13 protein-coding genes are annotated in these 15,203 nt (G+C 49.7%); 4 read left to right on the forward strand and 9 right to left on the reverse strand.

What is annotated here, in order from left to right; translation table 11 throughout:
- Positions 1-68 precede the first annotated feature (68 nt).
- Positions 69-581: an extracellular solute-binding protein gene (locus tag ACTOY7_RS18235; protein ID WP_482671300.1), complete on the reverse strand. Its 513-nt coding sequence runs from the start codon at positions 579-581 to the stop codon at positions 69-71.
- Complete coding sequence (locus ACTOY7_RS18240) at positions 557-1,195, reverse strand: ABC transporter substrate-binding protein (RefSeq protein ID WP_482671299.1); 639 nt, start codon at positions 1,193-1,195, stop codon at positions 557-559. Before ACTOY7_RS18240 ends, ACTOY7_RS18235 begins: the two co-directional genes overlap by 25 nt.
- A gap of 229 nt (positions 1,196-1,424) precedes the next feature.
- Between ACTOY7_RS18240 and ACTOY7_RS18245 the strand changes: the two genes are divergently transcribed.
- The 3 genes from ACTOY7_RS18245 (at position 1,425) to ACTOY7_RS18255 (ending at position 6,105) form a co-directional block, all read left to right on the forward strand.
- Entirely contained in the window at positions 1,425-3,323 is a 1,899-nt protein-coding gene (locus tag ACTOY7_RS18245) for a sensor histidine kinase (RefSeq protein WP_482671298.1), read from the forward strand.
- Between the two features lie 108 nt (positions 3,324-3,431).
- Positions 3,432-4,196, forward strand: a complete 765-nt coding sequence (locus tag ACTOY7_RS18250) for a response regulator transcription factor (RefSeq protein ID WP_160283916.1) — start codon at positions 3,432-3,434, stop codon at positions 4,194-4,196.
- 325 nt (positions 4,197-4,521) lie between these two features.
- Positions 4,522-6,105 carry an AAA family ATPase gene (locus ACTOY7_RS18255; RefSeq protein WP_160283915.1) on the forward strand — a complete coding sequence of 528 codons (1,584 nt, stop codon included), beginning with the start codon at positions 4,522-4,524 and terminating at the stop codon, positions 6,103-6,105.
- 417 nt (positions 6,106-6,522) lie between these two features.
- Here the strand turns inward: ACTOY7_RS18255 and ACTOY7_RS18260 are convergent, their stop codons facing one another.
- The 6 genes from ACTOY7_RS18260 to ACTOY7_RS18285 form a co-directional block, all read right to left on the reverse strand.
- Positions 6,523-7,149, reverse strand: coding sequence for a hypothetical protein (locus ACTOY7_RS18260; RefSeq protein ID WP_160283914.1), 627 nt, complete (start codon positions 7,147-7,149; stop codon positions 6,523-6,525).
- A complete protein-coding gene (locus ACTOY7_RS18265) occupies positions 7,113-8,369 on the reverse strand; it encodes an ABC transporter permease (protein ID WP_160283913.1) in 1,257 nt (418 codons plus the stop codon). The genes ACTOY7_RS18260 and ACTOY7_RS18265 overlap by 37 nt, the downstream gene beginning before the upstream one ends.
- Positions 8,351-9,247 (reverse strand): ABC transporter ATP-binding protein, encoded by an 897-nt coding sequence (locus ACTOY7_RS18270; protein WP_160283912.1) that lies wholly within the window; start codon positions 9,245-9,247, stop codon positions 8,351-8,353. The genes ACTOY7_RS18265 and ACTOY7_RS18270 overlap by 19 nt, the downstream gene beginning before the upstream one ends.
- A 270-nt stretch (positions 9,248-9,517) precedes the next feature.
- Positions 9,518-10,906, reverse strand: a complete 1,389-nt coding sequence (locus ACTOY7_RS18275) for a sensor histidine kinase (protein WP_482671297.1) — start codon at positions 10,904-10,906, stop codon at positions 9,518-9,520.
- Positions 10,894-11,586 (reverse strand): response regulator transcription factor, encoded by a 693-nt coding sequence (locus ACTOY7_RS18280; protein WP_160283910.1) that lies wholly within the window; start codon positions 11,584-11,586, stop codon positions 10,894-10,896. The genes ACTOY7_RS18275 and ACTOY7_RS18280 overlap by 13 nt, the downstream gene beginning before the upstream one ends.
- A gap of 55 nt (positions 11,587-11,641) precedes the next feature.
- Positions 11,642-11,932: a YciI family protein gene (locus ACTOY7_RS18285; protein ID WP_300885276.1), complete on the reverse strand. Its 291-nt coding sequence runs from the start codon at positions 11,930-11,932 to the stop codon at positions 11,642-11,644.
- A 603-nt stretch (positions 11,933-12,535) separates the two neighbouring features.
- Here ACTOY7_RS18285 and ACTOY7_RS18290 point away from each other — a divergent pair.
- Positions 12,536-13,390: a hypothetical protein gene (locus tag ACTOY7_RS18290; protein WP_482672297.1), complete on the forward strand. Its 855-nt coding sequence runs from the start codon at positions 12,536-12,538 to the stop codon at positions 13,388-13,390.
- 800 nt (positions 13,391-14,190) lie between these two features.
- Here the strand turns inward: ACTOY7_RS18290 and ACTOY7_RS18295 are convergent.
- Entirely contained in the window at positions 14,191-15,078 is an 888-nt protein-coding gene (locus tag ACTOY7_RS18295; RefSeq protein WP_482672298.1) for a LysR family transcriptional regulator, read from the reverse strand.
- Between the last annotated feature and the right edge of the window lie 125 nt (positions 15,079-15,203).

The following is a 15,203-nucleotide window of genomic DNA, read 5'->3' on the forward strand; positions in this document are numbered from 1 at the left end:
GTTTTGGCCCGTTTTTCGTACGGATAGCGCAGTAAATGCGCTATCCTTTGATGAGGAGGCCGCTTTCTCTACTCCCAGCCCGGATCCCTCTGCAGCTTGGCCTGCTCGTTCCGCCTCTTGGCGATCGTGTCCACCACATCCTTAGGAGTCATGGCGCCCGTGTACATCGCTTCCAGATCCTTTCCTACATCCATCCACTGACTGTCGATATAGTTTACAGAAGTCTGCACGACATTTGCCTTTTCCAGGGAATCAATAAACGCCTGATCCTCCTCCGTATATTTCGTATCTACCTCCGGCCAGCAGAGTGCGTTCAGCTCCGGCTGCCCGGCCAGGCGCTTCTCAAGATTTTCCGGCCTTGCCAGAAATTCAAAGAACTGCTTTGCCTCTTCCGTGTACTTGCTCTCTTTATTGATAAAATAAGCATTGCTCGCCGGATTGACGCCAATCACCTGGTTGTCTCCCCAGGGCATTACGAAGGCGCCCATTTCCTCCGTCGCCTTGAAGTCAGGATAATCCGCTTCCACTTCCCCCCGGAAGCCCATCTCGTTGATGATCATGCCGTATTCTCCTGATGCCATCCGTTGGTGGTCGCCTCATAGATCGGCGTATAGCCCGCGTCCAGCATCTTCTGGCAGATATCCTTCAATTCATCATAGGTGGTCGGGATATCCAGCTTCAATTCGTCAAAGATCTGTTTGTTATACAGATAGAAATACATCTTCGCGCCGGGAAAAGTGATCCCGTATACCTTGTCGTTGGCGGAAACCGCGGAGCGCGCGCTGTCCTCCATCCGGCTGGTCCAGTCCTGGTCTGTCAGCTCGACGCAGTACTGGTCCATATGGATACTGGATGCCAGGCTGATGGGCGTATCCACACAGATGATGTCAGGCGCTTCGCCGGAATCCAGCTTCACCTTGATCAGGTCTCTCCACTGCGCGTCCGGGGAAATCTGAAAATCAACTTTGATCCCCGTTTCTTCCTCAAATTCCTTTGCCAGATCCTGCACGATCCCCGACGTGGGCAGCCCGCTCTGGTGGCTGCCGAAGGTCAGAGTGACGCCCTTTCCCCCGGAGGCTTCCCCTCCGCCTCCATCTCCGTCACTGCCGTCGGAGCCGCAGCCCGCCAGCAATCCGGCTGTCAAAACCGCAGCCATAGAAAGACAAAACACTTTTTTCATCACATTATTTTTCATATTCTTTTCCTCTCTTACATGTAACCAATCTGCCCAGCAGATAGAATGCTTGCATGCGTTTTTTGTCTGTTTTTATAACATTTGCCTGGTATTTTATCGATAAAACAAGGTTTTTTGTGTATTTTTATGCTAACACAAGAGTAAGATTGGCACAATGGACAAAACCAAACAGGCGGTTGCATTATTTTGAACTATCTTGTATAATTTTTTTCGTAAGGGGGCGGCAGTCATGAAAAAAATCACCAGACATTATTCACAGACACTCTATCTTTTTGTTATATATGGCTCTTTTATCCTGGTGCTGCTGGGGATTTTTTTTACATATACCTATTCCCATTACCGGGAAAATACACTGGAAGAATCGAAGCGCAGCCTGGAAAATATGTGCGCCTCCATCACAAATTCCGTTGAAGTGCAGTTGGACAGCCTTTCCACCATTTCCATGAATATCGTATATTCCAACATGGTCAAGACAAATTTCCGGGAATTTTCCAGCGCATTTCAGAGGACTGGTAAAGACCAGGCCGAGATCGTTTCCTCCCGCCAGAGCGCAGAGGTCATCCACGATATCGTGACCGCCATGATCGGCGCGTATCAGTCGGCCTCGTATATCCGGCTCTATGACATGGATGGCTCCTGCGTGGAATCCGGGTACTGGATGTCCACCTCCAGAGCAGATCTGGAATCTCTGGCCTGGTATGATGAGGTCATGGAACTGAACGGCTTCAAATATATCAGCGAGCCCAAAACCCGGAAGGATCTGCCCGCCACCGGAAAGAACCGTAATTCCCAGAAGTTTATTTCTCTGATCCGGCTTTTTCTGAATCGGGACGGCGCTCCGGAAGGAATCGCGGAGGTCGCCCAGGACTGCGGGAAGATCTTTGTCCTGGCCTCCCAGTTAGAGGACAGCAACCCGGACATCCGGGTACAGATCTACAATTCCCGAAAGGAGCTGGTTTACCCCTACACGGCATTTGACATGTACGGCTCCGAATCCTATCATAACCTGATCGAAAAAAATGAAATCACGGACGGAATCAGCCAGATCATAAAAAACAGCAGCGGCCAAAATATGCTGGCAACCTGTGAGACCATGGTGAAATATGGCTGGAACGTGGTTCTCCTGCAGTCGGAGTCCTCCATCTACCGGTCCCTGGAGGCTTTTCAGAAAATGTTTTTGAGAATCTCTGCGCTGTCCATCCTGCTCACGCTGCTGATCTGCTTCTACATTTCCAGAAGGTTTACAGTCCCTCTGCAGAAGCTGACGGCTGCCACCAAGAAGATCACCATCGACCGTGTGCTGGATGAAAAGAAGGTCAACCTGACCTCCGCCGACAGCAGCATCCGGGAGCTTTCCATCCTGTGCAATTCGGTCCGCGGCATGTACGATAAACTGCGCTCCACATCCCGGGAAGTCCTGCTTCTGCGCAACGAGGAGACACGGGCCAAGCTGCAGGCGACCCAATCCCTGATCAATCCGCATTTTCTGTATAACAGCCTGACCAACATCAGCGCCATGGCGGAAGAGGACATGAATGACGATATCGTAAAGATCTGCGAAGCGCTGTGCATCCACTTCCGGTACATCTCCGCTTCCGGCGAAATGATTGTCCCCCTGGGGAAGGAGCTGGAAAAATCCAGGTCCTATCTGGAATGCATGCAGCTTCGTTTCACGGAAGAGCTGGAATACACCTTCGATGTACCGGATGTGGTTCGGGAGGTCCCTGTTCCCAAGCTGATCGCCCAGCCTGTTCTGGAAAACGCGTTTAAATACGCGTTTGTATGCCGCCCGCCCTGGAAATTGTCCATCGCGGCCCGGTTGGACGGGGAGCACTGGCAGCTTACGATAGAGGATAACGTGGGGACCATGACCGATGAAAAGAAGCAGGAGCTTCTGCGGCTCTATAAAAATCTGGATCTGAATGATGAGTTAAAGTCCATGAAGATCGGCGGAATGGGACTGAAAAATGTATATCTGCGGCTCCGCCTGCTGTATGGAAAGGACGCAGTTTTTTGCATTGAAAATCGGGAAGGAGCATACACCCGTTTCATTCTGGGCGGCAATATCCATCCAAAGAAAGGGATCGCGCTCCCTGAATCGGCGGATGAACTGGAAGAATGCCTGTAAGCCTCTGACATGCGCTGCCTTTCGGCGGATTGGCTGCTGACCGCTGTTCGGAACAGCTTCGAAGATGAATATCAATGAATGAATCGGCTATACCATTGGGAGGAAATTATGTCAAACGTAAAATACAATTATGTAATCGCGGAGGACGAAAGCCTGATCCGAAGAAATCTGGTCAAGAAGCTGGAAGCTCTGGATCTGCCCTTACAGAAAGCGGGCGAGGCCGCAAACGGAGAGGAAGCCATTCAGCTGATCGAAAGATACTGCCCCCAGCTGGTCATTACGGATATCCGCATGCCCTTGCGCGACGGGCTGGAAGTGGTAAAATATTTATATGACAACCATCCCGGCACCAAGGTTATTATTTTGAGCGGCTACGATGATTTCAGCTATGCCCAGAAAGCGATCCGGTATTCTGTAGAGGATTATCTGCTCAAGCCCGTGTCCCGGGATACGCTGTCCGAATCCATCCGTAAGCTCCTGATCAAGCTGGAAAATGAATCCGGCAGGCTGGGCATTTACAACACGAAGCATACTTCCCTGAGCCCGGAGGCGCTCAGCCAGCTGATCCAGCAGTATCTTCTGGAAAATTACCAGCAGGAGATCTCCTTTCAGGAGCTTGGAGAAAAGTTTGGTTTTACCCCGGAATATCTGGGGAAAATTTTTAAGAAATATGCTGGCGAGACCCCCTCAAAATACCTGACAAAGCTTCGTATGAACGAGGCCAAACGGCTCCTGATCCACGAGCCGGGTATGGAAATCCAGAAGATCGGGGAGCTGGTCGGATATAAGGATGGGTTTTATTTCAGCAGGGTCTTCAAAAGCTATACGGGGATGCAGCCCAGCGAATTTCGGGGCAGGAATATGGGGATGTAGGATCATCCAACCGCACAGCTGGAAATTTTATAGCGTACATTTCCAGCTTACCCAGATCCAGGTCAGGGTATCAAAGAAAGCAGAAATCTGGTAAAATATGAATGACAACGTATAGACTGCAATAGCAATCCCGATTAACGAAGTCAATTTTCATGGGATTGCGGTGTATCTGCGAGAGTAATGAGCAGATGTGAATGGTAGTGTAAAGTATCGTATCAAAAAACAATATGGGAATTGCCCGCATTAGAAATCTGCTTTGCGGATGGCGGGCAAGTAGGCAATCAATTTGCTGCGCAAATTGGTTACATATATGGAGGTATATGGAATGGGAACTTACCTGAACCCAGGCAACAGTGGATTTGAAGCGATCCGAAAAACTTCATATGTAGATAAATCCGGTATGATCAGCCTGATCAACCAGACCATCGGAACCACCCATAAGCTGACCTGCGTCAGCAGGCCCCGGCGATTCGGGAAATCCTTTGCCGCCCAGATGCTCTGTGCGTATTATGACAAAACCTGCGACTCGGCCGCACTGTTTGACGACCTTTCCATAGCCCGGGATCCGCAGTATATGGAACACCTCAACCGATACGATGTCATTTACCTGGACATGACCGGTGTGATCGGGGAGGCATCCGTCGGTGACATTGTGCCATTTGTGAAACGAAATATCATCCGCGAGCTTTCAACCGCTTATCCAAATCTGAAAGAGGAGGAGGGCTTTGTTTCAACCCTGGTCAATGCCGTGGCTCTGGCGGGACGAAGGTTCATCGTGATCATTGATGAATGGGACGCGCCGATCAGGGAAGCCGGATGCGGTCCGCAGGCACAGCAGAACTATCTGGAATTTCTGCGGACATTATTTAAAAACAGCGGAGCGACTTCGCAGATCATTGCCGCCGCTTACATGACAGGGATCCTGCCGATCAAAAAGGACGGCTCCCAGTCCGCAATCTCCGACTTCCAGGAATTTTCTGTCCTTGATCCGGGCAAATACGCCGCGTTTACCGGTTTTACGGAGGCAGAGGTGCGGACATTATGCGAGACTTATCATATGAGCTTTGACGAGGCAAAAAGCTGGTACGACGGATACTGCTTCGACGAGGTTCATTCCATATACAATCCCTATTCCATTATGAGCGCCCTGCAGAGCGGAAAATTTAAATCCTATTGGAAAAAAACTTCTGCGGCGGAAGCGCTTCTGACCTATATTGATATGGATGAGGAAGGGCTTCAGGGGGAGATTGCGAAGCTGGTCAGCGGAGAAGAGATCGAGGTTGACGTAGACGGCTTTGAAAATGAATTCCAGACGTTTAAGGGGAAGGATGACGTATTGACGCTCTTGATCCATCTTGGATACCTGGCATACCGCGAGGAAGAGCAGGGAACAGGAATAGTCCGGATTCCAAATAAAGAGGTGCGGCTTGAGTTTCATCAGATTCTCCGCAAGGGGAAGCACCGGGAGCTGCACCGCCTGATCCGTGAATCCGACCTCCTTCTCGAAAAAACCATACAGGGGGATGCTGACGGGGTAGCAGAGGCGATCGCAAGGATCCACGATTCGAATTACGCGCCCCAGTTTTATAACAATGAACAGGCATTACGGGCTGTAGTAAGGTATGCCTATATTACTTGTATGGATCAGTATGCCAAGATAGAAGAACTGCCCTCCGGGCATGGATGCGCAGACATCGTATTTCTTCCGAAACGGCGTTCCGCCCTGCCCGCTCTGCTCATTGAGCTGAAATGGAATAAAACTGCGTCAGGCGCCATTGCGCAGATCAGGGATCGGAATTATCCAGCCGTGCTGGAAGGGTTCGGTAGCGAGCTAATCCTGGTGGGCGTGAATTATCATGAAAAAACGAAGGTACATTCCTGCGTGATCGAAAAGCAAGGTTTTGGATAGGAATGTCGGAATAAAAAGCGGCAGAGCCCCCTCCCCATCAAGGAAAAGGTCCGTCCTGCCGCTTAGGCACTGCAAAAAACAACTCCTGAAAACCCACGATTGTTCCGTGGTTCCTAGCTGCGTTGTCATTTCCTGTTGTGTCGAAGAACCGGGATTCTTTATTGTTGAAGAGCTGGAGCTGCTTCCGCCTGTTCCTGGCTTTGAGGGTTTTGTTGGCTCTGAGGGAAGTATGGTTGGTTTCCTATCAGACATCACTTTGATAATTGCTACCGGTGAAAAACTATCTAATGTAAAATACCAATTTCCGTCTTTATCCTTGTCGCATTCGAGGATCTTTCTCCCAGCCCCTTACGGAACAGGTTTGTTCCGGCATGACAACGCACTTCCCGATATTTCCCTTACATTTCTTTCTGAATATCACTTCCTCCTGCACCGCAGATATACCCCCGCCGCCATCAGCACCACCGCTCCCGCGAACAGGAAGTATTTCTCCGTATAGCTTCCGGCGGACATGGAAAATGGATAAAACAGCTTCAGAAACGGATTCGTGCTTCGTATTCCGATCGCGGAAATATAATAGACCATCGCTGCCATATATCCCGCCACAAGGTGATCGGTCAGGCCGTAAAAACCGAGCCCCAGTCCGCCGAAAAACAGCATTTCCGCCAGAGTTCCCAGGAAATATTTTACCGCCGGGAAGCTGCACTGGTTATAGTACAGCATGAAAATATACATCCCCAGTAGACATGCCAGTACAAATACATTTCCCAGAACGCGGACCAGGTAGACGGCCGCGCAGTCCGTATATCTGGCGCTCACCAGCTCCCGCAGGTTTCTATCCTGCTCGGGCAGAAACACGGGGGTGAGCATGACGATGCCGATCAGCGCCGTATACCGCTCCAGTACCTTTGCCGTATCCTCCGCCGACAGGTTCGCCACCCCCATGAGAAGCGGCGAGACGCCGAGCAGCAGCACGCATACAAGAATATGCAGTGGAATATGATATTTTAAATTGACTTTTTCAATCTGCCAATATTTTTCCATGATAAACGATACCGTCCTTTCCTCTTCTGATCATAGATCAGGATTGTAAGCGCAACCAGCACCAGTGACAGCAGCACATACAGGATCCGGTTTGCCGCAAGCTGCGCGAAGGCGCTCTGATACCCGCTCCAGTTCAGCTCCGTATTGTGCCGCGGGATCAGGTTCCAGCCATACATCCCGCCGTGCAGGGTATTTACTCCGCCGAATGTAGCGAAAAACCACCACACTCCCTGCACAAGAACGCCCAGCGCCGTATCCGTCAGCTCCGTAAAAAACATCCCCACAGCCGCGGCGGTCATGATCGTCGGCGTCAGCCACCCGAAGGTATATTTTACAAAGGCAAATGCATCTGCGGAAATGCCTGCCCCGGAGGCATATTTCATACATCGGGAGAAGAACGGCAGGGAGATCAGCAGCACCGGAAGGATCAGCATGACCACCATGGACACATAACGACTGGCAATGATCACGAGGGAGGAGCATTTTCTGGAGCAGATCAGCTCCTGCATGCCGGAGCGCCGATCCCGCAGTTCTCTGGTCACGGTCAGGAATACGGGCAGAAGCCCCAAAAAAATCCCCATGTAATCGGAAAAAAGCCTTGCATAGCCTCCGGTCAGCCGATCCTTTTCTGTCAGCTCCCGATATTCCGTTATTGCGTCCTCGTAGGTCTTGGGAACCTGGGCATTGCTGCTCCGGTAAGATTTACCATAGCTGGAACCGCCTCCTAGGATCGCGTCGGCCTGATCCATCAACTCGGTGAAACGGTCATAGGACAGGCCGGATGCCGGCGCAATCTCCAGATTTTTCATCATGGTCTCCTGGCCGTCCCCTGCTGCGGAGCGCTGTGCCTCATACCAGCTTTCCATGATCTCCTCTGCCTCCTCCTGGCCGGAGATCCCGGTAGTCTCCCGCACGATCTCTCTGATCTGCCGCTCTTCCTTTTCATTTAGCGTGACACTTTTGTAGAAGCCGATGGGATAGGTGGTGTAGCTGCCCCGTATATATTCCTGCACCAGTGCTCCCAGGGTGAATTTCATGATATCCGCCTCATCGCTGCTGGCTTTGTAACCGTAGTCCGCCTGGCCTTTTTGAGGCTCCGTGAGGATATCCATTTCCCCGATCTGTGTCGCAAAGACGAAGATCAGCACCAGGACGATGAGCCAGTAGATCAGGCTTTTGACGGTCTGACGGCATTCCTTGATCAATAGCTGTCCGAACATCCGGCTTCACCTCCCCTTCCCTGCATCAGATACATGTACGCGTCCTCCACGCCCGCGTCGCATGGCTTTGCCAACGCAAAGGGCTTTTCCTCAGAAAGGAACCGCGCCATGACGTTATTTCCCAGAGTCAGCATGCTGGTCACGGTACAGCGCTTTTTCAGGTCCTCCAGCTCCCTTTTGCTGATCTCCGCCTGGTACACGCGGCCCTCCGCCCGGCTGATGAGCTCCGGCACCGTTCCCTGGTAAATGATCTCGCCCCGGTCCAGAACGGCGATGTTTTCACAGGTTGCCTCGATATCTCCCACGATGTGTGTGGAAAGGATAACGATCCGCCCCTCCGCAAGCTCACACAACAGGTTGCGGAACCGGACACGTTCCTCCGGATCCAGACCGGCTGTGGGCTCATCCACAATAAGCACCCTCGGGTTGTGCAGGATAGCCTGGGCAATGCCCAGCCGACGCTTCATGCCGCCGGAGAGCGCCTTCACCTTTTTCCGCCGGTCGTCCTGCAGGTTCACCCGTTCCAAAAGCTCCGGGATCCGTTCCTTCCGCTGAGCCTTTGAAAGCCCGGAGAGCACGCCCAGATAATCCATTGCTTCATATACGCTCATATTGGGGTACATGGAAAATTCCTGGGGCAGATACCCCGTAATCTTCCGCACCTCCCTGGCGCGCTCCACCGGCCTTTTGCAGATGGAGATCTGCCCTTCCGATTTGGGGAGCAGGGTCGCCAGCACCTTCATCAGCGTGGTCTTTCCTGCCCCGTTCCGCCCCAGAAGGCCGAACATCCCGGTCTCGATGGTGAGACTGACATCCTTTAGAGCCTGTTTTTTTCCATAGTATTGGTTGAGATTTTCTATCTTAATTCTCGCAGCCATAGGGTCCTCCTTTTTTTAGAACTGTAGGAAAGTGGCCTGAACAGATTGCGCAGGTTCTTTCCATACAGGCAGTACCAGGTTTACTATCTTGCTCTGAACAGACACATGATCGTTTCCTGTGTGATAAGTAGAGGATACAATAAAAATATCTATAATTTCCCTACAAAAAATGAAGATTTTTTTAGGAACTTACAAACAATTTTTGTATTGCCTTTTGTAGAAAAGAACCCCTCCTGCCTCAGGTGGGGTTCTTTCCTGTAATTACGCAGATTACGGCTCCGCAGGCGCTCCGGCCAAAAATGAAGCGGTTACGACCGCCCCGCCCCGGATGCTGTTGGCTACGTTCAGCGTGCCGCCGTGCTTTTTACACAATTCCCGGCAAATATGCAGGCCGATTCCAAAGTGATCATCCGGCCCGCCGTCTTCCGTCTCTTTGTAGTACGGCCTCAGTGCCTTATCCAGCTGCTCCTCGGAAAATCCGGGGCCATCGTCCCGGACCGTCAGGATCCATTCCCGGCTGTCCGCGTCATAATCGGACATGACGTTGATCTGTTTCCCGGCATAGCGTATGGCGTTGGAAAGCATATTTTCCAGCACTTCCATGACCAGGCCGTCGTCGATATAAATAGAAGCTTCGGACCGTTGTTCCGCGGCCAGGCTTCCGGCCGGATAAATAGAAGAATCGAACCGTTGTTCCGCAGCCAGGCTGTTATTCCTATAAATAAAAGCATCAGGCTGCTGTTCTACCCCGGAACCGCCTGACCCGGCCGGATGCATTTCCCCCGCCAAATATCCTTGATGCGGCAGATCTGCTGTATAAATGATCTTCACATCCCGCACCTGGTTCAGCGCAAATACCACTTCTTCTATTTTCCGGCCTATGCTCTGAAATGTGGTTTTTTCCGGGGAGAACGGAACCTCCTCAATGCTGCGAATCCCTTTCATGGTGCGGCTGTAATCCTCAAGCCGTTTCAAGTGCTCCGCCATCAGCCCCAGCGTGGACTGCAGCTTTTCCCGGCTGATCTTTCCCTCCGGGATATACCTTGCCAGAAAATCCGTATAACCCCGCAGGACGGTGAGGGGCGTCCGGAGGTCGTGGGCAAACGCGGCGTTCAATTCCTTCTGCCGCTCCATAAGCCGCCACATTTCCTCCTTGTCACGGAGCAGCTCCAGCCGCATGGTTTCCACGGAATCACAGAGCATTCCCAGCTCGTCCCGGCTGTCATAGGACACATGGAAATCCAGGTCATTTCTGCGTATTTTTTCCACACTGTCTTCCAGGATCGACAGGGGGCGCGCAAGCCGTTTTCTGTAAAATAAGAAAATGGCCAGAATCATGCCGGGAACCGCATAGATCAGCGGGCACCACACCCGCAGAAAATCCAAACATAAAAGAGAGCGTTCCTCTGCCGTATATAAAAAATCATGCTGATAGCTCCACAGCAGACCTTTTTGATACACGATCAAAGGTAAACTCTCCGTTTTTCCAAGTCTTTCCCATATGCCGATCTCCCAATGCCAGCAGAAGACCATCGTAAGGTAGGACAGCCCCCACACAGCAGCGGAGATCACCAGGATATACGCGACCATTGCTTTGCGGAAGGAAAGATTCCGGATATAGACGCGCAGTTTTTCTGTCTTTTCTTCTAACCAATCCATCGATACCCCACCCCCCATACGGTTTCGATATACGCCCGGTCTGTGTATTGCGCGAGCTTTTTGCGGATCCTGCGGATGTGCTCCGTGACAATGCTGCTGTCGGCATTTCCGTCAAAGCCCCGGACATTTTCGTAGAGCTGCTCCTTGCTGAATACCTGCATGGGATGCAGCGACAAAAAAGCCAGGATCCCATATTCCGTCTTGGTAAATGGGATCGGCTGGTCTCCATAGTAGACTCCCGTTTCTTCATAATGAATGGCAAGCCGGTCAAATATTTTCACGGTACCACCGGATCTTCGGCGGCGCTCCCGCCGCAGATGGGCTTCCACCCTCGCCCCCAGCTCATCAATGCTGAAAGGCTTTAAGATATAGTCGTCGCCGCCGGATAAGAACCCCCGGATCCGATCCGCTTCCTCAATCTTAGCGGTCAGGAAAAGAATTGGGCAGGACACATGCGCCCGGATCCGTTCGCACACCTCAAATCCGTCCAGCATGGGCATACCCACATCCAAGAGGATCAGATCCGGCCCGGCAGGGAGCTTTTCCAGCACCTCGTATCCGTTGGCGGCTTCGATGACCTGGTAGTCCTGCATTTCAAAATAATCCCGGATGAGCTGCAGAATCCCCGGCTCGTCATCGGCGATCAGAAGCTTTCCTTTGGTATGATGTTCCTGATGCATTAATATCCCCGTTCCTTTCCTGTTTTTTTGATTGGCAGCTGCAATTCCTTAATCATTACAGCAGGTAATTATTTTCCTTGTCCGCTGCCTGCAGAGCCGCAAGCGTATACGACGCAAATCCCTCAGCCACAAGCGGTTCCAGCCTGCACAGCGCTTCGGCCTCCTCATAGCTCTCTGTCTTAAAAATGACCATGCCGGCAACACCCGGATAGCCCTTGAACGGACCGCAGAGCTCAATTTTCCCTTCGGCGTCCAGATTTCTCAGATTCTCTACATGCCTTGTGATAACAGCCTTCGTGACCTTGTTAAATGTTTTCCCTTTTTGATCATCATCACATATAACCATTTTTCCATGCTCTTACCTCCCATTTTGTATGCCCTTATGATGCAGGGATACTATATAACATAACCAATATGACATCTAGTACAGCATTGCGTAATTAACGGTGAATACTGCACCTGCTATTTCTGCTAGCACTGCGTTGTCGTCAATCAACGATGCCACCGCAGTAATGGCATGGACAGCGAGCGATTATTACTCGATTATTAATGCAACGATGTACTAGCTGTCTCATTCGATAAAATCTCTTTTAATATAACGTATTTCCATTTAATTTTCAATCATATCAGTCTACACTGGTAAAAATGCTTGTAAATATCCCCTCTCTATGTTATCATCATTGCAAAGCATAAGGATTCTAAAGTTCTATTTCCGTTGATTTCTCGTCATTCAACATTTCAGAAAATCTATGCTTACTTCAATACTTTTTAAAATAGCATAGGGTTTCTGGATTGCTGACGGATGATTAAGGCTTCCGATTTATACCTTATAAAACAGCCGAATGGCCATAACGGGGTGCCCTTGGGTATACCATGTGAAATGTCCGAATGTCTGTAATGGGAATGGCGTCTGTTTTTCAGAAACCCGGAAAAGGAGGGTTTTACATGAATGAAAAATGATCTTGCGTTTATCGTATCCGATGATCTCCATTTATATGAGGATCAGTCAACTATAAATCCAAATATGCCGCTGCGTTTTCTGCATTACATTTCAAAAGAATATGAAGGGTTGGTAGAGAGCAGAAAGCTGTACGGAAATACACCGGTGAAGCTGCAGACGCCTTATTTTACAGTATTTTACAATAGCACCAAAAAATATCCGGAACGTCTTATCCTGAAATTGTCGGACCTGTATAAGATATGTGAAATGAGTACTGACGGCACGGCGGAAACCGCAGAAGCCGCGGGCATACCATTTATTGGTTTTGCCGGAAGCAATATGGAACATACGTCTGATACCGTCGTCAAAAGAGACAAAGACACCGAGCTCTGCAGCGATAGCGGCAAAGCTTCCTGTGAGATCAGCCGGATCCTGCAGCAGGAGTCCCCGCTCCTGGAATTAAAGGTACTGGTGATCAATATCAATCCGGGCAATAATAAGGATTTTCTGGAACAGTGTCCAACGCTGCGGGAGTACATGGAATATGTAGAGCGGGTCCGCAGGTACTGCAGCGATATGGATTTGAAAGATGCTGTGCAGCGCGCGGTGGACGAGTGTATCAAAGATGGGATTTTAGTGGAATTTCTGAGAATGAACAAAGCGGAGGTGATCGCCATGAGTATCTTTGAATATGACGAAAAAGAAGTGCTGGATTATATCCGGGAAGAGGAACGGACAATGGAAGCGAAAAGATACGGAAGTTTAATCCTTCATCTAACGAATGAAGGAAAAAGTGACCTGATTATTAAGATTGCCACTGACGATGCTTTACGTGAAAGCTTGTATCAGGAATATCAATTGTAAAGCTCCTATCCAGAATATGATATTGAGAATTTCTGATTTCCGAAGAAAACGCGCCTCTCTCTGATGCGGTGTTCCGTGATAATTCGGACTCTGTGCAGCCGTTACGATAAATGCAGGCGCGCCCACTTTCTTTCCGTTCACGAAAAATTCCTGCCAGACAATATCCTTCCATCTGGAAAAAGCCTAATCATATGTATGAGAAACGTACGGCGACAAGTCCCGCTTCGGTTCTGTAAGCCGGAAAAAATCATTTTTTCCATAAGTATCCCAGAAACATCCAGATAGGCAGGAACCGGCTGAGCATCCAGGACACGAACATCCGGAGTAAATCCAGCTGTAAATGAAACACGAAAATCTCCTCCTATCTGTGCCTGTCTAAAAATTCCATGATCTGTTCCCGGGCGGGCAGCGCTTCCACTACGCCATATCGGGTAACCGTAACCGCAGAAGCTGCCGATGCATATAATACCGCTTCCCCCGCAACAGCCCCGTACAGGTGGAATAAATTCTATTTTTTATGCGGCGGCATCGTTGATTGACGACAACGCAGAACTGTCAGAAATAGCAGGTGCAGAATTCACCGTTAATTACGCAATGCTGTACTAGTACAGCATTGTACTAGTACAGCGTTGCATTAATTTTGAAGCAATAAGCGCTTGATGTCCATGTCAGGACAAGGCGGAGGAAGGAGGCGATGCCGGTAGCATCGTTGACTGACTCCAACGCAGTAATGGCATGGACAGCGAGTGATTATTACTCAATTATTAATGCAATGCTGTACTAGTATATAAGCACAAAAATTATTGCTCTGCTCCCCACACTCTTTTTAGCTGGCTCATAAATTCATTGGAAGCCCTTGAAAAAACTTGATACTTTTTCCAGATAATACACAATTCGGCTTCCATACACGGGTATAACGGTCTGAAGCAAAGCTCGCTGTCGCCGGTGGTATTGATGAGTTTATCTAATGCAATTACATAACCGAGTCCTTTCCTTACAAAATGAGAAGCATTATAAATCAGGTCATAAGTCATAACAACATTGAGCTTGCTGACGTCTTTTTTCAGCCACGAAATCATTTCACTGCTGATGGATGCCTGATGGGATAAGATCAGAGGCTTGTCCCACAAATCCTCCGCGCAGACAGATTCCTTTTCAGCCAGCGGGCTGTCTTTTCGCATCAATACGCCCCATGTGTCTGTCAAAGGAAGTCTCATGTAATCATATTTTGTCACATCAAAGGAGCCGATCAATAAACCGAAATCAATCAGCCCTTTATCTATTTTTTCTGTTACGATACCGGCATCGCCGCTGTAAATGTGGTAATGAATCAGTGGGTGTTCCTTCTGCAATGTTGCGGCTGCCTGTGCAAAAAAGGAAATCGCATCGGTTTCACCACCACCGATATAAATTTCTCCGTTGATGTTTTCGTTAGAACTGCTAAGTTCCGCCTTTGTTTTTTCCATAAGGTCAATCATTTCTTCTGCTCGTTTACGCAGCAGCATCCCGTCCTCGGTTAGTGTGACCTTTTTACTCCCCCGGATGAGCAGTTGTTTTCCAACTTCTTCTTCTAAATCTTTCAGTTGTCTGGAAAGCGGCGGCTGCGTCATTTGCAGGGCTTTCGCAGCTTTCGTAATACTTTCTTCCCGCGCTACGGCGAGAAAATATTGCAATACCCGAATATCCAAATTTGCGGCCTCCTTTTGGATTGATGTCTCCTATTGTACCAAATTGCTTCGCAATGGCTTGCGTACGTTATCCTATTATGTTACACTATCTCTAACGTAGTATTATCGAAAAATTTTCTGTCAAT

The sequence above is a fragment of the Schaedlerella sp. genome (assembly GCF_056796775.1).

Bases quoted from the DNA above. Each gene is read 5' to 3' on its own strand.
- ACTOY7_RS18235 (WP_482671300.1), bottom strand. From the start codon at position 581: ATGGCATCAGGAGAATACGGCATGATCATCAACGAGATGGGCTTCCGG.
- ACTOY7_RS18240 (WP_482671299.1), bottom strand. From the start codon at position 1,195: ATGAAAAATAATGTGATGAAAAAAGTGTTTTGTCTTTCTATGGCTGCG.
- ACTOY7_RS18245 (WP_482671298.1), top strand. From the start codon at position 1,425: ATGAAAAAAATCACCAGACATTATTCACAGACACTCTATCTTTTTGTT.
- ACTOY7_RS18250 (WP_160283916.1), top strand. From the start codon at position 3,432: ATGTCAAACGTAAAATACAATTATGTAATCGCGGAGGACGAAAGCCTG.
- ACTOY7_RS18255 (WP_160283915.1), top strand. From the start codon at position 4,522: ATGGGAACTTACCTGAACCCAGGCAACAGTGGATTTGAAGCGATCCGA.
- ACTOY7_RS18260 (WP_160283914.1), bottom strand. From the start codon at position 7,149: ATGGAAAAATATTGGCAGATTGAAAAAGTCAATTTAAAATATCATATT.
- ACTOY7_RS18265 (WP_160283913.1), bottom strand. From the start codon at position 8,369: ATGTTCGGACAGCTATTGATCAAGGAATGCCGTCAGACCGTCAAAAGC.
- ACTOY7_RS18270 (WP_160283912.1), bottom strand. From the start codon at position 9,247: ATGGCTGCGAGAATTAAGATAGAAAATCTCAACCAATACTATGGAAAA.
- ACTOY7_RS18275 (WP_482671297.1), bottom strand. From the start codon at position 10,906: ATGGATTGGTTAGAAGAAAAGACAGAAAAACTGCGCGTCTATATCCGG.
- ACTOY7_RS18280 (WP_160283910.1), bottom strand. From the start codon at position 11,586: ATGCATCAGGAACATCATACCAAAGGAAAGCTTCTGATCGCCGATGAC.
- ACTOY7_RS18285 (WP_300885276.1), bottom strand. From the start codon at position 11,932: ATGGTTATATGTGATGATGATCAAAAAGGGAAAACATTTAACAAGGTC.
- ACTOY7_RS18290 (WP_482672297.1), top strand. From the start codon at position 12,536: ATGAAAAATGATCTTGCGTTTATCGTATCCGATGATCTCCATTTATAT.